This is a genomic window from Microbispora oryzae, from assembly GCF_017896165.1.
Taxonomy (GTDB): Bacteria; Actinomycetota; Actinomycetes; order Streptosporangiales; family Streptosporangiaceae; genus Microbispora; species Microbispora oryzae.
Genome location: NZ_JAFCNB010000001.1, coordinates 695,373 through 717,314, shown reverse-complemented (window position 1 = coordinate 717,314; position 21,942 = coordinate 695,373). Strand labels below are relative to the sequence as shown.

General features: G+C 71.9%; 24 protein-coding genes. 15 read left to right on the top strand and 9 right to left on the bottom strand.

Features of this window, described 5'->3' with window-relative positions; translation table 11 throughout:
* Positions 1–50: 50 nt before the first annotated feature.
* The 8 genes from JOL79_RS03305 to JOL79_RS03270 all read left to right on the top strand — a co-directional run bounded on the left by JOL79_RS03305 (position 51) and on the right by JOL79_RS03270 (position 8,360).
* The gene (locus JOL79_RS03305) at positions 51–350 is read left to right on the top strand and encodes a DUF503 domain-containing protein (protein WP_210154080.1); all 300 of its coding nucleotides are present in this window, start codon (positions 51–53) and stop codon (positions 348–350) included.
* Between the two features lie 45 nt (positions 351–395).
* Positions 396–890 carry a 30S ribosome-binding factor RbfA gene (gene rbfA / locus JOL79_RS03300; RefSeq protein ID WP_210154079.1) on the top strand — a complete coding sequence of 165 codons (495 nt, stop codon included), beginning with the start codon at positions 396–398 and terminating at the stop codon, positions 888–890.
* Positions 887–1,915, top strand: a complete 1,029-nt coding sequence (locus tag JOL79_RS03295) for a DHH family phosphoesterase (RefSeq protein WP_210154078.1) — start codon at positions 887–889, stop codon at positions 1,913–1,915. The genes rbfA and JOL79_RS03295 overlap by 4 nt, the downstream gene beginning before the upstream one ends.
* A gap of 3 nt (positions 1,916–1,918) precedes the next feature.
* Positions 1,919–2,818, top strand: coding sequence for a tRNA pseudouridine(55) synthase TruB (gene truB, locus JOL79_RS03290; protein ID WP_210154077.1), 900 nt, complete (start codon positions 1,919–1,921; stop codon positions 2,816–2,818).
* Between the two features lie 152 nt (positions 2,819–2,970).
* Entirely contained in the window at positions 2,971–3,930 is a 960-nt protein-coding gene (locus tag JOL79_RS03285) for a bifunctional riboflavin kinase/FAD synthetase (RefSeq protein WP_210154076.1), read from the top strand.
* A gap of 197 nt (positions 3,931–4,127) precedes the next feature.
* Entirely contained in the window at positions 4,128–4,397 is a 270-nt protein-coding gene (gene rpsO, locus JOL79_RS03280) for a 30S ribosomal protein S15 (RefSeq protein WP_210154075.1), read from the top strand.
* 322 nt (positions 4,398–4,719) lie between these two features.
* Positions 4,720–7,053 (top strand): polyribonucleotide nucleotidyltransferase, encoded by a 2,334-nt coding sequence (locus JOL79_RS03275; protein WP_210154074.1) that lies wholly within the window; start codon positions 4,720–4,722, stop codon positions 7,051–7,053.
* Positions 7,053–8,360: a M16 family metallopeptidase gene (locus JOL79_RS03270; protein WP_210154204.1), complete on the top strand. Its 1,308-nt coding sequence runs from the start codon at positions 7,053–7,055 to the stop codon at positions 8,358–8,360. The genes JOL79_RS03275 and JOL79_RS03270 overlap by 1 nt, the downstream gene beginning before the upstream one ends.
* A gap of 101 nt (positions 8,361–8,461) precedes the next feature.
* On the opposite strand, the gene JOL79_RS03265 is transcribed toward JOL79_RS03270, so the two are convergent.
* Positions 8,462–9,457, bottom strand: coding sequence for a CU044_5270 family protein (locus JOL79_RS03265; protein WP_210154073.1), 996 nt, complete (start codon positions 9,455–9,457; stop codon positions 8,462–8,464).
* Complete coding sequence (locus JOL79_RS03260) at positions 9,454–9,999, bottom strand: RNA polymerase sigma factor (RefSeq protein ID WP_210154203.1); 546 nt, start codon at positions 9,997–9,999, stop codon at positions 9,454–9,456. Before JOL79_RS03260 ends, JOL79_RS03265 begins: the two co-directional genes overlap by 4 nt.
* 142 nt (positions 10,000–10,141) lie before the next feature.
* Here JOL79_RS03260 and dapB point away from each other — a divergent pair, with 142 nt between their 5' ends.
* The gene (dapB, locus tag JOL79_RS03255; protein WP_210154072.1) at positions 10,142–10,879 is read left to right on the top strand and encodes a 4-hydroxy-tetrahydrodipicolinate reductase; all 738 of its coding nucleotides are present in this window, start codon (positions 10,142–10,144) and stop codon (positions 10,877–10,879) included.
* 44 nt (positions 10,880–10,923) lie between these two features.
* Here the strand turns inward: dapB and JOL79_RS03250 are convergent, their stop codons facing one another.
* The 3 genes from JOL79_RS03250 to JOL79_RS03240 all read right to left on the bottom strand — a co-directional run bounded on the left by JOL79_RS03250 (position 10,924) and on the right by JOL79_RS03240 (position 13,092).
* Positions 10,924–11,793: a 1,4-dihydroxy-2-naphthoate polyprenyltransferase gene (locus JOL79_RS03250; protein WP_210154071.1), complete on the bottom strand. Its 870-nt coding sequence runs from the start codon at positions 11,791–11,793 to the stop codon at positions 10,924–10,926.
* A gap of 112 nt (positions 11,794–11,905) precedes the next feature.
* Positions 11,906–12,508 (bottom strand): GNAT family N-acetyltransferase, encoded by a 603-nt coding sequence (locus JOL79_RS03245; protein WP_210154070.1) that lies wholly within the window; start codon positions 12,506–12,508, stop codon positions 11,906–11,908.
* 38 nt (positions 12,509–12,546) lie between these two features.
* Positions 12,547–13,092 carry a CGNR zinc finger domain-containing protein gene (locus tag JOL79_RS03240; protein ID WP_210154069.1) on the bottom strand — a complete coding sequence of 182 codons (546 nt, stop codon included), beginning with the start codon at positions 13,090–13,092 and terminating at the stop codon, positions 12,547–12,549.
* A 188-nt stretch (positions 13,093–13,280) separates the two neighbouring features.
* On the opposite strand from JOL79_RS03240, the gene JOL79_RS03235 reads away from it, so the two are divergent.
* The 6 genes from JOL79_RS03235 (at position 13,281) to JOL79_RS03210 (ending at position 19,028) form a co-directional block, all read left to right on the top strand.
* A complete protein-coding gene (locus tag JOL79_RS03235; protein WP_210154068.1) occupies positions 13,281–13,766 on the top strand; it encodes a MarR family winged helix-turn-helix transcriptional regulator in 486 nt (161 codons plus the stop codon).
* Between the two features lie 74 nt (positions 13,767–13,840).
* Positions 13,841–15,325, top strand: coding sequence for an MFS transporter (locus tag JOL79_RS03230; protein WP_210154067.1), 1,485 nt, complete (start codon positions 13,841–13,843; stop codon positions 15,323–15,325).
* A 228-nt stretch (positions 15,326–15,553) separates the two neighbouring features.
* A complete protein-coding gene (locus JOL79_RS03225; RefSeq protein WP_307848278.1) occupies positions 15,554–16,870 on the top strand; it encodes a HAMP domain-containing sensor histidine kinase in 1,317 nt (438 codons plus the stop codon).
* Between the two features lie 88 nt (positions 16,871–16,958).
* Positions 16,959–17,330, top strand: a complete 372-nt coding sequence (locus JOL79_RS35320) for a ClpX C4-type zinc finger protein (RefSeq protein ID WP_210154065.1) — start codon at positions 16,959–16,961, stop codon at positions 17,328–17,330.
* A gap of 103 nt (positions 17,331–17,433) precedes the next feature.
* A complete protein-coding gene (locus JOL79_RS03215; protein ID WP_210154064.1) occupies positions 17,434–18,408 on the top strand; it encodes a GlxA family transcriptional regulator in 975 nt (324 codons plus the stop codon).
* Complete coding sequence (locus JOL79_RS03210; RefSeq protein ID WP_210154063.1) at positions 18,405–19,028, top strand: DJ-1/PfpI family protein; 624 nt, start codon at positions 18,405–18,407, stop codon at positions 19,026–19,028. The genes JOL79_RS03215 and JOL79_RS03210 overlap by 4 nt, the downstream gene beginning before the upstream one ends.
* Here the strand turns inward: JOL79_RS03210 and JOL79_RS03205 are convergent.
* The 4 genes from JOL79_RS03205 to JOL79_RS03190 form a co-directional block, all read right to left on the bottom strand.
* Positions 19,021–19,671 carry a DUF2306 domain-containing protein gene (locus tag JOL79_RS03205; RefSeq protein WP_210154062.1) on the bottom strand — a complete coding sequence of 217 codons (651 nt, stop codon included), beginning with the start codon at positions 19,669–19,671 and terminating at the stop codon, positions 19,021–19,023. The two genes, JOL79_RS03210 and JOL79_RS03205, sit on opposite strands and share 8 nt — an antisense overlap.
* Positions 19,672–19,803: 132 nt before the next feature.
* On the bottom strand, positions 19,804–20,286 hold the full coding sequence (locus tag JOL79_RS35315) for a GntR family transcriptional regulator (protein WP_210154061.1): 483 nt from the start codon (positions 20,284–20,286) through the stop codon (positions 19,804–19,806).
* 104 nt (positions 20,287–20,390) lie between these two features.
* The gene (locus tag JOL79_RS03195; RefSeq protein ID WP_210154060.1) at positions 20,391–21,065 is read right to left on the bottom strand and encodes a JAB domain-containing protein; all 675 of its coding nucleotides are present in this window, start codon (positions 21,063–21,065) and stop codon (positions 20,391–20,393) included.
* A 52-nt stretch (positions 21,066–21,117) separates the two neighbouring features.
* Positions 21,118–21,855, bottom strand: coding sequence for a GntR family transcriptional regulator (locus tag JOL79_RS03190; RefSeq protein WP_210154059.1), 738 nt, complete (start codon positions 21,853–21,855; stop codon positions 21,118–21,120).
* Positions 21,856–21,942 lie beyond the last annotated feature (87 nt).

Below are 21,942 nucleotides of genomic sequence, written 5' to 3'. Positions count from 1 at the left end.
CCCCGCTCCCGGGGGCGGCGGCCGGGCGTCCGCCCCGCGGCGGGACATCCATGTACGTCGGTGCCCTCACATTGGACATCCTGCTCGGCGATGTGCATTCGCTGAAGCAGAAGCGCTCCGTCGTCCGCCCGATCGTCGCCGAGATCCAACGGCGGTTCCCGGGCGTCGCCGTGGCGGAGACCGGCCATAACGACCTGCACCGCCGCGCCGAGATCGGCGTCGCCGTGGTGTCCGGGTCGCCCGTCAACTGCGACGAGGTGCTGGACGCGTGTGAGCGCGTCGTCGCCTTTCATCCCGAGATCGAGCTGCTGTCGTCCCGCCGGCGGCTCTTCAACGACCACGAGGAATAGACGGCCCGGCCCGCGCGTCAGCCGTACAGTGAACGAGGGAGCGTGATGATGGACGCAGCGCGAGCCAGGAAACTGGCGGACCGCATCCAGCAGGTCGTCGCGGAGATGCTCGAACGACGGATCAAGGATCCCCGTCTCGGGTTCATCACGGTGACCGACGCGAGGATCACCCCGGACCTGAGCGACGCGACGGTCTTCTACACGGTCTTCGGGTCGGAGGCCGAGCGGGCCGACACCGCCGCCGCTCTGAACAGCGCGAAGGGCATCATCCGCTCGGAGGTCGGCAGGCAGACCGGGCTGCGGCACACCCCCACCCTCACGTTCGTCCACGACCCCCTCCCCGACAGCGCCCGCCACATGGACGACCTGTTCGCCCTGGCCAGGGCCAAGGACGAGGAGGTCGCCAAGCAGGCGGAGGGCGCCCAGTTCGCCGGGGAGGCCGACCCCTACCGGATCGAGGAGGTCTTCGACGGCGAGGTCGCCGAGATCGGCGACGACGCGGACGAATCCTCAGACCGGGTGGAGCGCCGCCCCCGGTGACCGCCAACGGTACGACTCTCACCGAGGCGGACTGGGACCGGGCGCTCGAACTCATCAGGGGCGCGGAGAGCGTCGCGCTGGCGTGCCACGTCTCACCGGACGGCGACGCGCTCGGCTCGATGCTCGGCCTCGGCCTCGCGCTCCGGGCCTCCGGCAGGAAGGTGGCCGCCTCGTTCGGAGACCGGTGCTTCGCGGTGCCGCGGCTCCTGCGCTACCTCCCCGGACGCGACCTGCTCGTCGAACCGGAGAGCTATCCGGCCGAGCCCGCCGTGATGATCACTTTTGACGCGTCGACGATGGAACGGCTCGGCCTGCTCATGCCGAACGCCGGCGCGGCCGGCGAGCTGATCGTGATCGACCATCACGTGTCCAACACCCGGTTCGGGTCGGTCCACCTGGTCGACACGTCGGCCGCCGCCACCGCCGTGGTGGTGGAGGAGCTCGTCCGCAGGCTCGGTCTCACCCTCGACCGCGAGATCGCCACCTGCCTTTACACCGGCCTGGTGACGGACACCGGGTCGTTCCGCTACCGGGGGACCACTCCCGAGGTGCACGCCCTGGCGGGTCGGCTGCTCGCCACCGGGATCAGCCCCGACGAGATCGCCCGCGAGCTGTGGGACCGGTCGCCCTTCGCCTACCTGGGCGTGCTCGGCCTCGCCCTCGGCCGTGCCCGCCTCGAACCCGGTGAGGCGGGGGGCCACGGGCTGGTCTGGACCTACCTCGGCCGCGACGACCGCGCCGCCGCGGGCCTGCCGTACAGCGAGTCGGAAGGCGTGATCGACGTGGTCCGCCGGGTCGACGAGGCCGACGTGGCCGTGGTGCTCAAGCAGGACGACGACGGCACCTGGAACGTCTCCACCCGATCGAAGGGCGCCGTGGACGTGAGCCGCGCGTGCACCGCCCTGGGGGGCGGCGGTCACGCCCTCGCCGCCGGTTTCTCGTCGGGCCTCGCCCCGGACAAGATCATGGCGGCCCTGCGTCCTCTTCTCTCCGCGTCCGCGGAACCCGGCACGGAAGCGGGCTGACATATGAGCACGGCCAGAGCCCGGCGGACCCCGCCGCCGAGCGGACTGATCATCGTGGACAAGCCCGCCGGCTGGACGTCGCACGACGTGGTCGGCAAGATGCGCGGCATCGCGGGCACCCGCAAGGTGGGCCACGCGGGCACCCTCGACCCGATGGCGACCGGCGTCCTGGTGGTGGGCGTGGAGAAGGCGACCCGGCTCCTCGGGCATCTCGCGCTGACCGAGAAGGTCTACGAGGCGACGATCCGGCTCGGCGTGTCGACCAACACCGACGACGCGGAGGGCGAGGTGATCGCGGCCGCCCCGGCGGACTCCGTCGCCGACGAGCGGATCCACGCCGGCGTCGCCGCGCTCACGGGCCAGATCATGCAGGTCCCGCCCCAGGTCAGCGCCATCAAGGTGAACGGCGAGCGGGCGTACAAGCGGGCCCGCGCGGGCGAGGAGGTCGAGCTGGCCGCCCGGCCGGTGACCATCCGCGCCTTCGACGTCACCGGGGTCCGCAGGACGGGGGAGGTGATCGACGTCGACGCCGTCATCACCTGCTCCAGCGGCACGTACATCCGGTCGCTGGCCCGCGACCTCGGCGCCGCCCTCGGTGTCGGCGGGCATCTCACCCGCCTGCGCCGCACCCGGGTCGGCCCGTACGGAATCGACACGGCCAGGACGATCGAGGAGCTCCAGCGGGAGTGTGTGATCATGCCGATCGCCGACGCCGTCGCCGCCGCGTTCCCCCGCCGGGACGTGACGGAGGAACAGGCGCGGCTGGTCGCGCACGGCGGCCGTCTGCCGGCAGCGGGTCTCGGACCCGGCCCGTCGGGGGTGTTCGCCGAGGACGGCACCCTTCTGGCGCTCGTCGAGGAGCGCGCGGGCGCGGCCCGGCCCCTCGTGGTCTTCGTCCCCTGACGCCGGGGCTGGTGCCCACGCGTCCCCCGGGACATGGCAGGCTGTCTACTGCGCGAGCCCGGCGGCGGCGTGTGAGCGTCCGAGCCGCCGGGCGAGGCAAGTAGACCTGCGAGCCGCAAGGCGAGGCAAGTAGACAGGGAATCGAGGTCGCGGTGCAGAGCTGGCACGGGCTGGGTGACGTCCCCGATGACTGGGGCAGGTCCGTCGTCACGATCGGCGTGTTCGACGGCGTCCATCTCGGTCACCAGCGGATGGTGGGGCGCGCGGTGGAGTTGGCGCGCGGCCTCGGGTCGGCGTCGGTCGTGATCACTTTCGATCCGCACCCGGGCGAGGTGGTCCGGCCCGGCAGCCATCCGCCGCAGCTGACGAGCCCGCGCCGCAGGACGGAGCTGCTGGCGTCCCTCGGAGTGGACGCGGTGTGCGTGCTGCCGTTCACGCTGGAGTTCTCCCGGATGTCGCCGGACGAGTTCGTGCAGACGGTGCTGGTGGAGCGGCTGCGCGCGTCGGCCGTGGTGGTGGGGGAGAACTTCCGGTTCGGTCACAAGGCGTCCGGCGATCTGAGCACCTTGCGGGAGCTGGGGGAGAAGTACGACTTCACCGTGGAGGGCCTGGCGCTGGTCGGCGGTTCGGACGCGATCTCCTCGACGCTGGTGCGGGAGCGGCTGGCCGCCGGTGACGTGGTGGGCGCGGCCGCGGCGCTGGGCCGTCCGCACCGGGTGGAGGGCGTGGTCGTCCGGGGACACCAGAGGGGCAGGGCACTGGGTTTCCCCACGGCCAACGTGGAGTCGCCGCAGCACACGGCCATCCCGGCGGACGGGGTCTACGCGGGCTGGTTGCAGTGCACGCAGACGCCCTCGCCGTACGATGGGCAGCGCTGGCCGGCGGCCATCTCGATCGGCACCAACCCGACGTTCGACGGGGTCGAGCGGACGGTGGAGGCGTACGCGCTGGACCGCGACGATCTCGATCTGTACGGGGCGCATGTGGCGGTCGACTTCGCGGAGCGGCTGCGGGACACGCTCAGGTTCGACTCGATCGAGGACCTGATCGTCCAGATGCGGACGGACGTGGATCGGGCCCGGGAGGTCACGGCCCGCGCCGGCCAGGGCTGATCGCCGGCACGGGGACCGCAACTGCATGTGATCGCGGTTGTGCGGGGCGCCGTTTCCCGGTGGTAGCCTTGGATGTCAGCCCTCGTTCGGTGGCGCCGTGCGCCGCCGCGGCTGGCCTGTCACGGCGACTGTAGGCACGCACGGTCGTTCGCGGGCTTCGGAAGTGTTGCGCGTGCCTCCCATAAGAAGGAGAACGAATGGCGCTCGACGCCGCCACCACCAAGACGATCGTTACCGAGTACGGCACGGGCGAGGGCGACACGGGGTCGCCGGAGGTCCAGATCGCGCTGCTGAGCAAGCGCATCAGTGACCTGACCGAGCACCTCAAGACGCACAAGCACGACCACCACAGCCGCCGCGGGCTGCTGCTGCTGGTCGGCCGCCGGCGTCGCCTGCTGAAGTATCTGCAGGCCAAGGACATCACGCGTTACCGGTCCCTCATCGAGCGGCTCGGACTGCGTCGATAATGTGAGACGGGAGCGGCGATTCTTCGCCGCTCCCTTTCCACAACGGGCCACAATGGGCCCACGAGATTAACAACCGAATAGCCGAGAGGGAGAGGAAGCCGCCAGGCTGAATCGACCCGACAGACATGTGCCCCGCGTCCGCCAGCAAGCCGCACGCGCGATCCCGCGGCGTGAGAGGGCCGGTCCTCGGTAGTGGCCCCCGGTCGGCGCGGCGAGAGCCGTACGGACGGACCGGGCGCTTCGATCGAAGACCGGCGCTGCACCTGAACGGGGAGCCCGGCGTAGCAGGACGCGGGAGACCGACCCCAGAAGGAGGTCCCCCGTGGAGGGTGTCCACAGCACGGAAGCCGTCATCGACAACGGCTCTTTCGGCACGCGCACGATCCGGTTCGAGACCGGTCGCCTCGCGCGCCAGGCGGCGGGTAGCGCCGTCGCGTACCTCGACGACGAGACGATGGTGCTGAGCGCGACCACCGCGTCGAAGAATCCCAAGGAGAACCTGGACTTCTTCCCGCTCACCGTGGACGTCGAGGAGCGGATGTACGCGGCGGGCCGGATCCCCGGCTCGTTCTTCCGCCGTGAGGGCAGGCCGTCCGAGGACGCGATCCTCACCTGCCGTCTGATCGACCGGCCGCTGCGCCCGTCGTTCGTCAAGGGCCTGCGCAACGAGATCCAGATCGTCGCCACCGTGATGGCGCTGCAGCCCGATCACCTGTACGACGTGGTGGCCATCAACGCCGCGAGCATGTCGACCCAGCTGGCCGGGCTGCCGTTCTCCGGCCCCATCGGCGGCGTGCGGGTCGGGCTGATCGACGGTCAGTGGGTCGCCTTCCCGACCCACTCCGAGCTGGAGACCGCCACCTTCGACATGGTGGTCGCGGGCCGGGTGCTGCCCGACGGCGACGTGGCGATCATGATGGTCGAGGCCGAGTCGACGCGCGACACGCTGAAGCTGGTGGCCGAGGGCGCCGTGGCGCCGACCGAGGAGGCCGTCGCGCAGGGCCTGGAGGCCGCCAAGCCGTTCATCAAGGTGCTCTGCGAGGCGCAGGCCAAGCTGGCCCAGGTCGCCGGCAAGGAGACCGCCGAGTATCCGATCTTCCTCGACTACCAGGACGACGCCCTGGAGGCCGTCACCGGCGCCGTGCGCAACGAGCTGGCCGCGGCGCTGGCCATCGCCGGCAAGCAGGAGCGCGAGCTGGAGATCGACCGGGTCAAGGCCCTGGCCGCCGAGAAGCTCCTGCCCGACTTCGAGGGCCGGGAGAAGGAGATCGGCGCCGCCTTCCGGTCGCTGACCAAGAAGCTGATGCGCGCGCGCGTCATCGCCGAGGGCGTCCGGATCGACGGCCGCGGCACGAAGGACATCCGGCAGCTCAACGCCGAGGTCCACGTGGTGCCCCGGGTGCACGGCTCGGCCCTGTTCGAGCGCGGGGAGACCCAGATCCTGGGCATCACCACGCTGAACATGCTGCGCATGGAGCAGATGATCGACACGCTCAATCCCGAGCGGACGAAGCGCTACATGCACAACTACAACTTCCCGCCGTACTCCACGGGTGAGACGGGCCGCGTCGGCTCGCCGAAGCGCCGCGAGATCGGCCACGGAGCGCTGGCCGAGCGGGCGCTGATCCCCGTGCTGCCGTCGCGGGAGGAGTTCCCGTACGCCATCCGGCAGGTCTCCGAGGCCCTCGGGTCGAACGGCTCGACCTCGATGGGCTCCGTGTGCGCGTCCACGATGGCCCTGCTCGACGCGGGCGTGCCGCTCAAGGAGATGGTGGCCGGCATCGCGATGGGCCTCATCGGCGAGGGCGACCAGTATGTGACGCTGACCGACATCCTCGGCGCCGAGGACGCGATGGGCGACATGGACTTCAAGGTCGCCGGCACGAAGGACCTGATCACCGCGCTGCAGCTCGACACGAAGCTCGACGGTATCCCGGCCCACGTGCTCGCGGGGGCGCTGAAGCAGGCCAGAGGCGCCCGCCTGGCGATCCTCGACGTGATGCAGGAGGCGATCGACTCTCCGGCGGAGATGAACCCGACCGCGCCGCGCATCATCACCATCAAGGTCCCGGTCGACAAGATCGGCGAGGTCATCGGCCCCAAGGGCAAGATGATCAACCAGATCCAGGACGACACCGGCGCCGAGATCACCATCGAGGACGACGGCACGATCTACATCGGCGCCACCGACGGCCCGTCCGCGGAGGCCGCCCGGTCGCTGATCAACGGCATCGCGAACCCGCACATGCCGGAGGTCGGCGAGCGCTACCTGGGCACGGTCGTGAAGATCGCCGCCTTCGGCGCGTTCGTGTCGCTGCTGCCCGGCAAGGACGGTCTGCTGCACGTCTCGCAGATCCGCAAGCTGCACGGCGGCCGCCGGATCGAGAACGTCGAGGACGTCATGAACGTCGGCGAGAAGATCCAGGTGGAGATCGCCGAGATCGACTCGCGCGGCAAGCTGTCGCTGGTGCCTGTCGAGGTGGTCGAGAAGGAGGCCGCCGAGAAGGCCGCCGCGGACGAGAGCGGCGAGGCCGCCCCGGCGTCCGCCGCCCCGGCCGCGCCGGGAGCGGCGGCGGAGCCGCAGCAGCAGGAGGAGCGCGCTCCGCGCCCGCGCCGCAGCCGTACCCGCGGCGGACGGGACGAGCGGAACTCGTGATCACCACGACTCTCCACCCGGGTAAGGACGGTGCGGGCGCGATCCGGCGCACCGTCCTCCCCGGGGGGCTCCGGGTGGTGACCGAGTCCATGCCGACCGTCCGCAGCGTGGCGGTCGGCATGTGGGTCGGCATCGGTTCCCGCGACGAGGCCCCCGAGCACATGGGGGCCACCCACTTCCTCGAGCACCTCCTCTTCAAGGGCACGCCCACGCGGAGCGCCATGGAGATCTCGGCGTCGATCGAGGGGATCGGCGGGGAGATCAACGCGTTCACCGCCAAGGAGTACACCTGCTACTACGCGAGGGTGCTCGACGAGGACCTGCCCCTGGCCATCGACGTGCTCGCCGACGTCGTGACCTCCTCCCTGATCACCGCCGACGACGTGGAGTCCGAGCGCGGTGTGATCCTGGAGGAGATCGCGATGCACGACGACGACCCGTCGGACGTCGTGCACGAGCAGTTCGCCGCCGAGCTGTACGGCGACACGCCGATCGGGCGGCCGATCCTCGGCAACGACGACTCGATCAACGCGTTGACCCGCGACCGCATCCACGAGTACTACCAGCGCTACTACCTGCCGCCGCGGACCGTGGTGTCCGTGGCGGGCAACGTCGACCACGACGTGGTCGTCGAGCTCGTGGCGGCGGCGTACGAGCGGGCCGGGGCCCTCGGCGGCGCCGCCGAGCCCGCGCCCCCGCGGATCGGGGGGCCGGGAGCGGGGTCGCGCTCCGGCGTCCGGGTGCTCGACCGGCCCACCGAGCAGGCGAACCTCGTGCTCGGCACGACCGGCGTCTCCCGGAACGACGACCGCCGGTTCGCCCTGAGCGTGCTGAACGCCGCGCTGGGCGGCGGCATGTCGTCGCGGCTGTTCCAGGAGATCCGGGAGAAGCGCGGCCTGGCCTACAGCGCGTACAGCTACACCTCGCAGTACGCCGACACCGGCCAGTTCGGGATCTACGTCGGCTGCCTGCCGTCCAAGGCCGACGACGTGCTGAAGATCTGCCGGGACGAGGTGACGCGGGTCCTGAACGCCGGTTTCACCGACGAGGAGATCGCCCGCGGCAAGGGCCAGATGCGGGGCGGGCTGGTGCTCGGGCTTGAGGACACCGGCTCCCGCATGTCCAGGATCGGTAAGAGCGAGCTCGTCTATGAGCGGCTCATGCCGGTGGACGAGGTCCTCGGGCGGATCGAGGCCGTCACCCCGGACGACATCGCGGAGGTGGCCGCCGACGTGCTGAACCGTCCGCTGACGCTCGCCGTGATCGGTCCATACGCCGACAAGGATTTCGGCTTCGCCGTGTCCTGACGTCCGCCGGGTGCATCTCCCGGCGAGCTGTCCGAGGCGAGAGCCGCGCCGCGCCCCACGGGCGCCGCGCGGCTCTCGTGTCTCTCATCCCGGGGGCCGTGTCATCCGGCGTCGCCGGCGTCGTCGACGACCCTCTGGTCGAGCACGACGTCGGTGCTCATGACGGTGCCCGCGCCGCCCCGGCCGGAGCCGGTCACGAGGTAGTCGCGCGTGCCGAGGCGGGACAGCGTCGCGGAGTCGAAGATCCACTCGGTGCGCTCGCCGTTCAGGGTGAACGCCACGCCGACGCCGCGGCGGCCGAGGGCGTCCCGCGCGTGCGGCACGAGTTGCACGCCCGGGATGAGCGCGGTCGCGCGGTAGAGCGCGGCGCGGACGCCCTGCGGCACGATCGTCTCGGGATCGAGCAGCATTCCCACCTGGTCGAAGGCGCGGGACGGGCTGCGGTCGCCCTGACGCGTGTAGAGCCATTCGAGCACGGCGCGCGGGTCGGCGGGAAGCGCCGCTATCCGCCGGTACGACGCGCTGTCGACGGACGAGTGCAGCGTCATGTCGCCGCCGTCCTCCCGGACGATCCCGGTGGCGCCGGGATCCCCCGGCAGCCAGGTCTGCCGCTGGTGCATGGGGATCCCCTCCACCGGGCCGCCGAACGTCCGCTGCGCGGTGGGCCTGCTGCTCGACACCGCGCTCCGCGTGTAGACGTACTGGCCGGGCCCGACGGCCGGGGCGACCCGGCGCGCGGCGGCGTCGGCGATCCTCTCCAGCGTCTCGGCGACGCCCTTCGAGGTGGCGGCCGGCACCTGAATCACGGACGGCGCGGTGAAGGACACCTCCTCGATCCGTGGCCCGCGGGGGCGGGACGCCACGAATGCCACAACCAGGACCGCGGCCAGTGCCACGGACAGTGCCACGGACAGTGCCACGGTGGCGCGGGCGGGCATCGGGAGTCCCGGGAGGCGGAGCCGCCGGGGCGACCGGGCGAGGTCCGCGTCGATCTCCCGGGACAGATGGTCCAGCAGTTGCCGGTGCCGCAGCGGGGGGAGCGCCGGCTGCCCGGGGGGCGGGAGCAGGCGGGCGAGCTCTTCGATCTCGGCGTTCATCGGCTCTCCTCCTGGAGGGTCGCGCTGAGCTCACGCAGGCGGGTTCTGGCCCGCGAGAGCCGGGATCGCACGGTGCCCACCGGGATCCCGAGGGCCTCCGCCGTGGACGCGTAGTCCAGGCCGGCCCAGACGCACAGCATGATGATTTCCCTGTCGGTGTCGCCCAGCCGGGCGAGGGCGGCGTGGGCCGCGCCGATTCGCGCCGCGTCGTCGGCGCGGCCCGCGATCTCGTCGGCGAAGTCGGGCACCTCGGCCCCGGCGGGCAGCCGGGACAGCGCCGCGCGGTGCCGCCGGGCGGCGCGGCTCGTGTTCCGCAGCACGTTGGTGGCGATCCCGAACAGCCACGGGGCCAGGCCGTCGCCCTCCGGATCCAGCCGCCCGCGCAGCCGCCACGCCTCCAGGAAGGTCAGGGACACCACGTCCTCGGCGGCCGACCAGTCGCCGGTGGCCCGGACGGCGTGGCGGTAGATCGCCTGCGCGTGCTCGCCGAACAGCTCGCGGAACGCCGCCGGGTCGCCCGCTCTGATCCGGGCGCGCATCATTCGTCTCACACCCTGACCTGTCCGCGGCGGCTTCCGGGTTCCCTGTGAGTCCGGTCACACGCCGTCGCGCCGGAACCGGCTCCGGAAGCGTACCCGCACGTCCCTGGAGGACGGGGACGGCGGGGGGCTATAGCCTTTCCCCGTGATTAAGGTCGGTGTCCTCGGCGCGCGCGGTCGCGTCGGTGTGGAAGTGTGCAGGGCCGTCGAGGCGGCGGAGGATCTGGAGCTCGTGGCGGCGGTCGACAAGGACGACTCGCTCGACGCGCTGGCCAAGGCCGAGGTGGTGGTCGACTTCACCCACCCCGACGTGGTCATGGCCAACCTCGAATGGTGCATCGGTCGCGGCATCCACACCGTGGTCGGCACGACGGGCTTCGACGCGGCCCGGCTGGACACCGTGCGGGGCTGGCTCGCGCGAAACCCGGGGACCAACGCGCTGATCGCCCCCAACTTCGGCATCGCGGCCGTGCTGATGATGCACTTCGCCCAGCAGGCGGCGCGCCACTTCGAGTCGGTCGAGATCGTCGAGCTGCACCACCCGAACAAGGCGGACGCCCCCTCGGGCACCGCCCGCCGGACCGCCGAGCTGGTGGCCCGGGCGCGTCGCGAGGCGGGGCTGGGCGCCTCCCCCGACGCCACCACCACCCAGCTCGACGGGGCCCGCGGCGCGACGGTCGACGGCGTCCACGTGCACGCCGTACGGCTGGGCGGGCTGATCGCCCATCAGGAGGTGCTGCTCGGCGGTGAGGGGGAGACCCTGACCATCCGGCACGACACGATGAGCCGGGCGTCCTTCACGCCCGGCGTGCTGCTCGGCGTCCGCCGCGTCCCCGGGCTGGACGGGCTGACGGTGGGCCTGGAGAGTCTGCTCGACCTCTGACCGGTCTCCGGTGGTACGGCTCGCCGAGCCGTACCACCGGAGAGTCAGAGCGCCAATCCCAGGGCGAGCAGGGCGCCGAAGACGAGCTGGAGCCGTCCGGTCTGCTGCAGCGTCGCGATGAGGGCCGGGCCCGTGGCGCCGTCCCGCACCGTCCTGATCGGGGAGACGGCGAGCGGCAGCGCGAGCAGGGCGATCGCGGCGAACGGCCGGCTCAGGGCGAGGACGACGGCGAAGACGAACGGCAGGACCAGGGTCGCCGCGTACGTCAGACGGGTGCGCGAGTCGCCCAGCACCACGGCCAGCGTGCGCTTGCCCGCGGGCCCGTCGGTCACGATGTCGCGCAGGTTGTTGACCATGAGCAGTGCGCAGGCGAGCAGCCCGACGGGGACGGCCGCCAGGACGGACAGCCAGCTCAGCCGCTCCGCCTGGACGTAGGTCGTTCCCACGACGGCCACGAGGCCGAAGAAGACGAAGACCGAGATCTCGCCGAGGGCGCGGTAGCCGTAGGGCCGCGCGCCCCCGGTGTAGAACCACGCGGCCAGGATCGACGCGAGCCCGACCAGCAGCAGCCACCACGCTCCGGTGACCACGACGAGCACCAGGCCCGCGACCGCGGCGGCGGCGAAACAGCCCAGGGCGGCGGCCAGCACGTCCTTCGGCGCCGCGGCCTCGGAACCGACCAGCCGCATCGGCCCCACCCGGCCCCTGTCGGTGCCCTTGACGCCGTCGCTGTAGTCGTTGGCGTAGTTGACGCCCACCTGCAGGGCCAGCGCGACGAACAGGGCGAGCAGCGCGCGCCACCAGACCGCGCCGTCCTCCGCGACGGCGACGCCCGTCCCCACGGCGACGGGCACTACGGCGGCGGGCAAGGTGCGGGGACGCGCGCCGGCGATCCACTGAGCTGGGGTGGCCACGTGACTTCCTTCTCCTGCCCCCGCCAAATCGCGGGGATTTGGGGTGTTCGCGATCGGTGCACCACCATATCGACCGGATCGGCGGTGACCGCGACGGCCCCGGGAGAGGCGATCAGCTGATGTCGGTGCCCAGGCGGATCATCCGGATCGGGCGGCCCATGTCGAGCACCCGCTCCGCCTGGTCCTCGCCCCAGCCGCCCGACTCCAGGAAGCCGAGCATCGGGTAGTTGTCGGCGAACACCCAGGTCACGACCATGCTGTAGCCGTCCTCGCGCAGGTGGTCCACCGTGGCGTTGAGCAGCCGGCTGGCGTGTCCGCGCCGGATGTGGTTGGGATCGACGAGCAGCGTCAGCAGTTCGGCGGTGGTGGACGGGTCCAGGTCCGGGTCCTCGGCGGGACCGTGCGACGCGAGCCCCACGACCCGGTCGGAGGCGCGCTGGGCCGCGGTCGCCAGAACGCCGCCCGGCCCGAGCGCGGTGAACGCGTCGGTGTCGGGGACCACTCGCTCGACCGCCACCAGTACCCGGTGACGGGGGGTGGGCGGAGCCAGAATGGCCTCCTCCCACTGCCGGCGCCACATCTTCTCCGCTGCCGGGCCCGTCATCTGCTCCAACGGCCCCGGAGGAAGGAAGTCTCGGTAGGCCGTCTTCCACGCACGGATCTGGGTGCTCGTCACCGCGTCGACGTCCTCGAGGCGGGCAGCTCTAACACCCATTCGGCCGGCTCCTTTCTTTGCCTGTAACACCGTACTGGTCAGGAAGGCCTCGGCGTACCTTCCGCCTGGCGTCGTGCCCGATATGCCCGTGTTTTGGTGCGGTTTCCGCAGACCCGCATCGAGCACCAGGAGCGTGACCGGTTCTTGGAGGAGTCGACGAAGGCCCACTGGCAGGTGTGCTCGGCGCATACCTTCAGCCGTGCCCAGGTGCCGTCGGCGTGGGCCGCGGAGATCATGCCGGCGACCCGGGCGAGCCCCCCCGCCACGCCGGGGGCCACCGGGACAAGCGCCGGGACGCCTCCGGCGAGCGTGACGCGCACGGGGAGCGCGGCCAGCGCCGCGTCCAGCTCGGACAGGGCGCCGTAGGGTCCGCCGTCGTGGTTGAGGCGCAGCACGTGGCGCAGCCCCTCCCGCAGCCGGCCGGCGAGCGCCAGGTCCTCGTCGAGCGCGCGGTCGCCGTCGCCGATCAGGCCCCGCTCGCGCAGCCACACGGACAGATCGGCCGGTGAGGCCAGCTCGTCGGCGTCTTGCTCGACGTCGTAGGTGTTCACGAAGTCGCGAAGCAGCTCCGCCGGGCCCGTCATTGTCGATCACCCCTCGTGACCACTGTACGACAGCGAGAGGTCATGAAATGTCATCACACCACTACGGCATCAGGGCCGTGTCGGCGTGGTCGTCGTCCCGCTCCGCCGCCGGGGGCGGGTCCTCGGACGGTCGGTGCCGAGTCCGTTGCGGATAGTTCCGTACCGGACGGATTAGGTAGTCTGGACGCATGACCGCCATGGCCCCGAAGCGCGCTCAGCCGGACCTGTCCTACCTGCTCGATCACACAGGTCACGTGCTGCGCACCCGGATGGCGGCGGCGCTCGCCGAGATCGGTCTGACGGCGCGCATGCACTGCGTGCTGGTCCATGCCGTGGGGGAGGAGAGGACCCAGATCCAGCTCGCCGAGCTGGGCGACATGGACAAGACCACGATGGTCGTCACGGTCGACGCCCTGGAGAAGGCGGGGCTCGCCGAGCGGCGCCCGTCCAGCGGTGACCGGCGCGCCCGCGTCGTCGTGGTGACCGACCGGGGTGCCGAGACGGTCCGCCGGAGCATGGAGATCGTCGACGGCGTGCACCGGGCCGTCCTCGACTCACTGCCGGAGGGGGAGCGCGAGGTGCTCGTCCGCGCCCTGACCCGGCTGGCGGAGGATCATCTCGCCGCTCCCGTCGAGGCGCCCGTCGCGACCCGGAGGGCGCGCCAGCGAACTTGATCCGAGAAGGATAGTCTGCAACAAAACAATATGCTACGGTCTCTTCTGTTCCTCATCTGGACAGGAGGCGACCGATGTCGCACACCCCCTCCCGGCACACCGGATCCCCGGCCCGCCGGCTGGCTCTCGGAGTGTTGTCCGCCACGATGCTCATGACGGTGCTCGACGGCAGCATCGTGACCGTGGCGATGCCCGCGATCCAGCGTGATCTCGGCTTCTCCGCGGCCGGCCTGAGCTGGATCGTCAACGCGTACCTGATCGCGTACGGCGGACTCCTCCTGCTGGCCGGTCGTCTCGGCGACCTGCTCGGGCGCAAGACGATGTTCCTGGCCGGTAACGCGGTCTTCACCGCCGCCAGCCTCCTCGCGGGAGCGGCGGCCGGGCCGGCGATGTTGATCGCCGCGCGTTTCCTGCAGGGCGTGGGCAGCGCCATGGCGTCCGCGGTCGTGCTCGGCATCCTGGTCACGACCTTCCCTGAGCCGGGAGAGCGGGCCAGGGCCATCGGCGTCTTCAGCTTCACCGGTGCGGCCGGCGCCTCGATCGGGTCGGTTCTCGGCGGGGTGCTCACCGACGCCCTTGGCTGGAACTCCATCTTTCTCATCAACCTGCCGATCGGGCTGGCGACCATCGTCCTGGGCGTCCGCGCGCTGCCCGCGGAGCGGGGCGCCGGGCTGGCCGCCGGCGCGGACGGTCTCGGCGCCGTGCTGGTCACGGCCGGGCTCATGCTCGGGCTCTACGCGGTGGTCCAGGTCGAGGAGTACGGCTGGGCCGCCCCGCGCACCCTCGGGCTCGGCGCGGTGTCGGTCGCTCTGCTGGCCGGGTTCGCCGTCCGCCAGGCCACCGCCCGGACACCGCTGATGCCGCTGCGCGTCCTGCGCTCCCGCGAGGTCGCCGGGGCCAACGCCGTCCAGGTCCTCAGCCTGGCCGCCATGTTCGCGTTCCAGATCCTCGTGGCGCTCTTCATGCAGCGGGTCCTCGGATACGGCGCACTGCGCACCGGGCTGGCGATGCTGCCCGCCGCGGTGGCGATCGGCGGGGTGTCCCTCTTCGCGTCCGCCCGCCTCAGCACGCGCTTCGGCGCCCGCGCCGTCCTGCTGTCCGGCCTGGTGTCGCTGCTCGCGGCCATGGCGTGGCTCACCCGCGTCCCGACGGACGCCGCCTACGTCACCGACCTGCTGCCGGTGATGCTGCTCATCGCGGGCGGCGGCCTGGTGCTCCCGGCCCTCACCACCCTCGGCATGTCCGGGGCCAGGGCGGACGACGCGGGCCTGGTGTCCGGCCTGTTCACCACCACCCAGCAGATCGGCATGGCCGCCGGGGTGGCGGTGCTGTCCACGCTGGCGGCCGGCCGCACCGCGCACCTGCTGGACGCCGGAGCCGGAGAGGCCGAGGCGCTGGCCGGAGGCTACCGCCTCGCCTTCGTCGTCGCCGCCGCGCTGCTGGTGGCCGCGTTCGCCGTCGGGGCCACCGTGCTCCGCCGTCCCCGCCCGGCGGACGGGCGGAGCGCGGGGGACGAGCGGCATGACGCGCGGCGCCGCTCCGGGGCCCCGGCATCCTAGGAATGGCTCGGCCAGGTTGGCGCGGCCCGTTCGTGCGTACGGTGATGTCGTGTCAGCACGCGCACCCGACTCTCCGCCGAACGCGGGCCCCCTCCCCAAGGGGTCGCGCGACGAACGCGCCCGCGGCTCCGGCGCGGCTCACGGATGACGAGCGTGCCGCCGCGGCGGAAGGGGAGCGCAGGGCGACGGATGGTGCCACCCCTCCGATCGATCCGGGGACGGTACGCGGTGACCACGGCCGTCGTGTCGATGGCGGTCCTGATCGTGGTCGGGCTGGTGATCGACGTGGCGGTCCGCTACAAGATCAGAAGCGAGATCCTCTTCCAGGCCGAACGCACCGCGGCGCGGTGGAGCGCGGCGGTGCGCAACGGGGGCGCGCCGCGCCCCATCCCCGCCACGCGTGACGTCGACCTGATCCAGCTGGTCGACCTCCACGGCCGGGTGCTGGACGCGAGTCCCCAGGCGGCCGACCTGCCGGCGGTGAGCCGGTTCCGGCCTCCGGCGTACGACCGGCTCCAGCCGCGGATCGAGTGCCCGCGGGGCCGGTGCCTGATCCTCATGGCGAACCGGGTCTCGCCCGCGGCCGACGCGCCCACGGTCTTCGCCGGCACGCTGGAGCCGTCCGTCCTCGCCACCGGCGACCTGGAGTATCTGACCGCTGTGGCGGCCGTCCTGGTCACGGTCACGGTCGCCTGGATGACGTGGTGGGCCGTGGGCCGGACGCTGCGCCCTGTGGCGGTCATCCGGGAACGGATCGCCGAGATCACCGTGAGCGACCTGAGCCTCCGGGTGCCCGTGCCCGCCGGCGACGACGAGATCGCCATGCTCGCCCGCACCGCCAACCGCACTCTCGCCCGGCTCGACGCGGAGGTCGAGCGGCAGCGCCGATTCTCGTCGACCCTCTCCCACGAGCTCAGGACCCCGATCACGGGCCTGCGCACGAGTCTGGAGGAGGCGATTCTCTACCCCGGCGACGTCGACCCCCGCGAGACCGTGCGGGGCGCTCTGACGGTCACCGGCCGCCTGGAGGCCATCGTCGACGACCTGCTCGCGTTCGCCCGCCTCGCGGTCGACCACGGGCAGCGCGAGGCGATCGACCTGGGCGCCCTCGTGACCGAGGAGGCCGCGTCCCCCGGACGGGTGCCGGTGCGCGTCCACGCCGTTCCCGGCGTACGGGTCCACGGTTCGCGGATCCGGTTGATCCGCCTGGTGGACAACCTGCTCGGCAACGCGCGCAGGCACGCCGAGTCGGGCGTCGTGGTCACCTTGGAGCCGGTCGGCGACCGGGCCGTCCTCAGCGTGCTGGACGACGGCCCCGGCATCGCGCCCGCCGATCGTGAGCGCGTCTTCGAACGGTTCGTGCGCCTGGACGACGGCCGCAGGCGCGACCCCGGCGGCAGCGGCCTCGGCCTCGCGCTCAGCAGGGAGATCGCCCACGACCACGCCGGGACCCTGTGCGTGGAGGACTCGCCGGGAGGCGCCCTGTTCGTCCTCCGGCTGCCGCTCCTGGACGGGCCCGCGGCCGGAGGCGTCCGGGCGTCCTGAGCGCCCCTGCGGGCGTCCGCTTGTCAGGCGCAGCCTGACGTACTAGTGTCCCGTGTCAGGACAAGCCTGACAATCACGGAGGCCCCCCATGCCCGCTCCCTCTCTCACCCAGCAGGACATCCGCTGCTCCTTCTGCGGCAAGCCCAAGACGGACGTCGCCAAACTGATCGCCGGAGCCGGCGTCCACATCTGCAATGAATGCGTCGGATTGTGCGTCCAGATCCTGGACATGGAGAGCGAAGGGAAGTCGCCGTCCGAGATCCCCTGGCCCGACGCCATGACCGACGAGCAGATCCTCGAACTCCTGCCCCGCGTCGCCGCCGTCGGCGCCCAGGTCGAGGCGGACCTGCGCACGTGGGTCCTGCGCCTCAGGGATCGGGGCGTCACCTGGGCCAGGATCGGCGCCGCCCTCGGCATGACCCGCCAGTCCGCCTGGGGGCGGTTCTCCGGCGAGGAGTGAGGATTCGTCACCGCCCCGTACGCACCCGGTGCGGGGGGCGTGGCGCGATATGCAAGATCTGTGTCGTTGACGCCATCGAGCCCCGCTCGCAAGCATTGGGGGCATGCAGCGACGCGTGGTCATCGTGATCTTCGATGGCTTCCAGATGTTCGACCTCGCCGGCCCGGCCGACGTCTTCACCACGGCGAATCTGCTCGTTCCGGAGCCCGGCTACCGGATCGAGGTGACGGCCGTGCGCGCCGGGGCCGTCCCGGCCCACAACGGGATCGCGACCTTCGCGGAGACTCCGCTGGCCGAGGTCGCGGGGCCGATCGACACGCTGCTGGTCATCGGCGGGCTGTCGGTGCCGGAGCACCTGCGCGATCGGGAGCTGGTCGCGGGCGTCGCCCGGCTGGCGGCCGGGTCCCGGCGCGTCGCCTCCGTCTGCAACGGGAGCTTCCTCCTCGCGGAGGCCGGGCTGCTCGGGGGCAGGCGCGCGACCACCCACTGGCTGGTCGCGGGGGAGATGGCCGACCGCTATCCGGATGTCGAGGTGGACGCCGATCCCATATACATCCGCGACGGGAACGTCTGGACCTCGGCCGGGGTCAGCTCGGGAGTGGATCTCGCCCTGGCGCTCGTGGCCGGCGACCACGGTCACACGCTCGCCCGGAACGTCGCCCGCGGACTCGTGGTGTACCTGCACCGTCCGGGTGGGCAGAGCCAGTTCAGCGTCCCCATGCGGGCCGCCGTCCCGCGCGCCGAGCCGCTGCGCGATATCCAGGCGTTCGTCGACGCCAACCCGGCCGAGGACCTGAGTGTGCCCGCGCTCGCCCGGAGGGCCGGGATGAGCGAGCGGCACTTCTCGCGCGTCTTCACCGAGCAGACCGGGGTCTCACCCGGCAGGTACGTCGAACGCAGCAGGGCCGACGCCGCCCGGCGGCTGCTGGAGACCACCGGTCACCCCCTCGACAGAGTGGCCAGGGAGTCGGGCCTTGGCGCTCCCGAGACCCTCTATCGGGTCTTCCGCCGCCACTGGCGCGTCTCGCCCGGCGACTACCGCCGCCGGTTCCGATCCAAGGAAGGCACCAGAGCATGAAGATCGCCATCCCCCTCTATCCCCGATTCACCGCGCTCGACGCCGTCGGGCCGTACACGGTGCTGGCCTTCGCGCCGGGCTGCACGGTCACGTTCGTCGCGGCCGAGCCGGGGCCGGTGGTCGACGACCGGGGAAGCCTGAGCCTCGCGGCCACCGCGTCGTACCGCGACCTGCCCGCGCCGGACGTGACCGTCGTGCCGGGGGGACCCGGGACGATCGAGGCGCTGTCCGACGCGGAGCTGCTGGGCTGGATCACGCGGGCTCACGAGCGGACCCTGTGGACGACCTCGGTGTGCAGCGGCTCCTTCCTGCTGGGCGCGGCGGGGCTGTTGAAGGGCCGCAGGGCGACGACCCACTGGGGGTGGCTCGACCAGCTCGCCGGCTTCGGCGCCGAGCCGGTCAGCGAGCGCGTGGTGATCGACGGCAGGGTCGTGACGGCGGCGGGCGTGTCCTCCGGCATCGACATGGCGCTGACTCTGCTGGCCTCGATGCGCGATGCGGAGACGGCGCAGGCCGTGCAGCTCGCGATCGAGTACGACCCCCGGCCGCCCTTCGACGCGGGCAACCCGAAGACCGCCCCGGTGGGCCTGGGTGACAAGGCGATGGCCCTCATCAACTGAGCCACGTGCGCTGGAATGGCCGACGGACGCCGCGCCGCCTGATGATGCCTTCGGCCAGCACCAGGTTGACGATCCAGCCCAAGGTCTGGCCGATCGGAATCATCGTGGTCGCGAGATCTCCCATCGATCCCGCCTCGGCTCCGCGGAAGGGGATCTGGGCCACCAGAAGCAGGGGAACCAGGACGCGCGAGGTGACCGCCAGGAACGTCAGGGCGTAGTTGCGCATCATCCAGTTCCGATGGCCGGCGAAGTCGCGCCGGCGAGCGGCCCGGTAGGCGAGGCCGCCCGTGATCAGCCACAGGACGGCCGCGGTCGTGAGGCCGATCTGCGTCAGGAGGCGGCCCGACCAGATCGCGACCGGGATCACGGTCACCGCCGACGGCAGCACCCCGGCGAGGAGGTAGATCCGGCCGAGCGCCCGGTGGATCCGCCGCCGCGCCCGCACCTTCGCCATGAACTGCAGGGGCCCGATCACCAGCGCGACCGCGGCGGTCCCGATGTGGCCCACCAGCACGTAGTAGTGGAGGCCGCCGCTCACGTCGAGGCGGCTGCTCTCCATGTCGAGGCCCAGGTACGGATAGACGAGCACCACGGTGGCGACAATCGCGACGGTGAATATCAGCAATGGTGTTCGTCTCCGCATGGCCGCAGCCTGGCAGGCGGGCCCGTCCCCGGCATCCGCCTGCGGATGGTGGCGCGGGTACGAGATTCGGCGTACGGGATGGGGCCGCCCTGTGAAGGGCGCAGCCGTCCGGCCGGTCGGGCTAAGACATCGCTAATCCCGCGGCCACGCGTCTTCCGGTGAGACGAAGCTGCCTCGCTGGGGCACCGTGTAGACCCAGCCCCGCTCACGGAGGAGAGCGATCGCCCGCCGCGCAGTCTCGCGCGCCACCTCGTACTTCTGCACCAGGGCCGTCTCGCTCGGGATGGGACGGCGGGGAAGCAGGTCGCCGCCGCGGATCGCGTCGACGACGTCGTCCGCGATCTTCCGGTACATCGGGATCGTGCGCGGCTTCCTCGGGGCGGAGTCCGGTGAGCTCACGAACGTGCCCTCGCCCTGCACGGTATAGATCAGGCCTTCCTCGCGCAGCAGGTGGAAGGCGCGTCGTGCGGTCGTGCGGGCCACGCCGAACTCGCTCTGGACGGCGGCCTCGCTCGGGATGGGGTGCCCAGGCGGAAGCTCGCCGCGCCGGATCTGCTCCCGGATGATGTCGGCGATCTGCACGTAGAGATGGGTGTCACCGTCGTGGTCGAGCACGCTCGAACGATAGGCGACCGGTTACGAGCCCCTCTGTCTGGCTATGTCTGTTTAGGCGTCTTGCTCTGTCCTAGACGGAGCGATACAACTAGACGTAGTATCGCTCATGTGTCCATGGGAGGACGCGACGGCACCCGGCGCCAGGCGGTGTCGGTGACGATCACGTGGTCGAGGAAGCGGAGGCCGACGGTCTCGGCGGCCTCGTGCACGCGGGCGGTGACCTCGATGTCGGCGCGGCTCGGTTCGAGCGATCCGCCCGGATGGTTGTGGGCGAGGCCGAAGGCGGCCCCGCCGGAGAGGAGGACGGTGGTGATGATGTCCCGGACCGGAGCCGGAGTGTGGTCGCCGCCGCCCTCGCTGACCAGGGCGCGCCGCAGCACGGCCCCGCGACCGTCGCAGATCACCGCGACGAGCCGCTCCCGCGGGTGTCCGTGGAGGAGGGGAGCGGCGGTCGAGGCGATGTCGGCCGAGCAGGTGATCCGGCTCCGTTCCGGCTCGGCCTGGGCCCGCCTCACGAGATGGAACGCCGCGGCGACGCGCGCCGCCTTCGCGGGACCGACCCCCGGAACCGCCAGCAGCCGGTGCGCCTCGGACCGCGACAGCTCGCCGAGGTCGCCGCAGTGCGCGATGAGCTGCGACGCCAACTCGACCGCGCTCACCCCTCTGCTGCCCGAGCCGAGCAGCAGTGCGAGCAGCTCACGGTCGGCGAGTGCCCCCGCTCCCGAACTCAGCAGCCGCTCGCGCGGCTGGTCGGTGGGGGGCATGTCCTTGACGCGCATCGGCACCTCCGGATGGGGGATCCGGAACGGTTCTACCAGCGGGCACCGACAGTCAGAGGGGGGTGGGGATGCCGTACACCAGGCGGAATCTGTCACCGGGGATGACGGCGTCGCTCGTCTCCACCGGCCGCCCGCCCGCCCAGTACGTGCGCTCGACATGGAGGACCTGCACTCCCGCGGGGAGCTCGAGCAGGTCGCTCTCGGTCGGCTCGGGCACCCGGACGTGCACGGTCTCGGTGATGTCGGTGACCGCGGCGCCGCCGGGCGGCAGCCGGAACGCCGCGCTCCTGCGCTCGGCCGCGCCCTCCTCGGGCGCCTGGCTCTGGCCCGGCTCGACCGGTTCGTAGCTGGTGAGGAGCTGCATCGGCTTGCCGTCCCCGCGGAAGACGGAGCGGACGCGGATGACCGGGCTCCATTCGCCGATCCGCAGACGCTGGGCGATGCCCGGAGGCGCCTCGGCGAGCTCGCTGCGCCACGTGCAGCTGGGGTGCCGCCCGCCGGACTGCATGTCCGAGGCGAACGCGGCCTGCGGCTCGGTGGCGCGGGTGCGGTGGAGCGGGAGCAGGGTCGGTTTCTCCCGCACGCGGTGGCCGGACCCCACGCGTCCGATGATCAGACCTTCCTGGGCGAGCACACGCAGGGCGTGACGGGCTGCCGTCTCGCCGACGCTGTACTTCCTGGTGATCTGGTGTCTGGACGGGATCGGCGCGCCCGGAGGGAGCGTCCCGTCGACGATCTGGCGGCGGAGGTCCTCGACTACGCGCAGGTAGACCGGATCAGAGTTGGCCATCAATCCATCCCTGGAGGGGTGACGAGGTTTCCCAATCTTGGCGTATTCGACGGGCAACCGAGAGTAACGGCGCCGACCTGTGATGCC

Coding starts and splice junctions, on each gene's coding strand:
- JOL79_RS03305 (WP_210154080.1), top strand. CDS start 51: ATGTACGTCGGTGCCCTCACATTGGACATCCTGCTCGGCGATGTGCAT.
- rbfA (WP_210154079.1), top strand. CDS start 396: ATGATGGACGCAGCGCGAGCCAGGAAACTGGCGGACCGCATCCAGCAG.
- truB (WP_210154077.1), top strand. CDS start 1,919: ATGAGCACGGCCAGAGCCCGGCGGACCCCGCCGCCGAGCGGACTGATC.
- rpsO (WP_210154075.1), top strand. CDS start 4,128: ATGGCGCTCGACGCCGCCACCACCAAGACGATCGTTACCGAGTACGGC.
- JOL79_RS03265 (WP_210154073.1), bottom strand. CDS start 9,457: ATGAACGCCGAGATCGAAGAGCTCGCCCGCCTGCTCCCGCCCCCCGGG.
- JOL79_RS03260 (WP_210154203.1), bottom strand. CDS start 9,999: ATGATGCGCGCCCGGATCAGAGCGGGCGACCCGGCGGCGTTCCGCGAG.
- JOL79_RS03245 (WP_210154070.1), bottom strand. CDS start 12,508: ATGGGTGTTAGAGCTGCCCGCCTCGAGGACGTCGACGCGGTGACGAGC.
- JOL79_RS03240 (WP_210154069.1), bottom strand. CDS start 13,092: ATGACGGGCCCGGCGGAGCTGCTTCGCGACTTCGTGAACACCTACGAC.
- JOL79_RS03235 (WP_210154068.1), top strand. CDS start 13,281: ATGACCGCCATGGCCCCGAAGCGCGCTCAGCCGGACCTGTCCTACCTG.
- JOL79_RS03230 (WP_210154067.1), top strand. CDS start 13,841: ATGTCGCACACCCCCTCCCGGCACACCGGATCCCCGGCCCGCCGGCTG.
- JOL79_RS35320 (WP_210154065.1), top strand. CDS start 16,959: ATGCCCGCTCCCTCTCTCACCCAGCAGGACATCCGCTGCTCCTTCTGC.
- JOL79_RS03215 (WP_210154064.1), top strand. CDS start 17,434: ATGCAGCGACGCGTGGTCATCGTGATCTTCGATGGCTTCCAGATGTTC.
- JOL79_RS03210 (WP_210154063.1), top strand. CDS start 18,405: ATGAAGATCGCCATCCCCCTCTATCCCCGATTCACCGCGCTCGACGCC.
- JOL79_RS03205 (WP_210154062.1), bottom strand. CDS start 19,671: ATGCGGAGACGAACACCATTGCTGATATTCACCGTCGCGATTGTCGCC.
- JOL79_RS03195 (WP_210154060.1), bottom strand. CDS start 21,065: ATGCGCGTCAAGGACATGCCCCCCACCGACCAGCCGCGCGAGCGGCTG.
- JOL79_RS03190 (WP_210154059.1), bottom strand. CDS start 21,855: ATGGCCAACTCTGATCCGGTCTACCTGCGCGTAGTCGAGGACCTCCGC.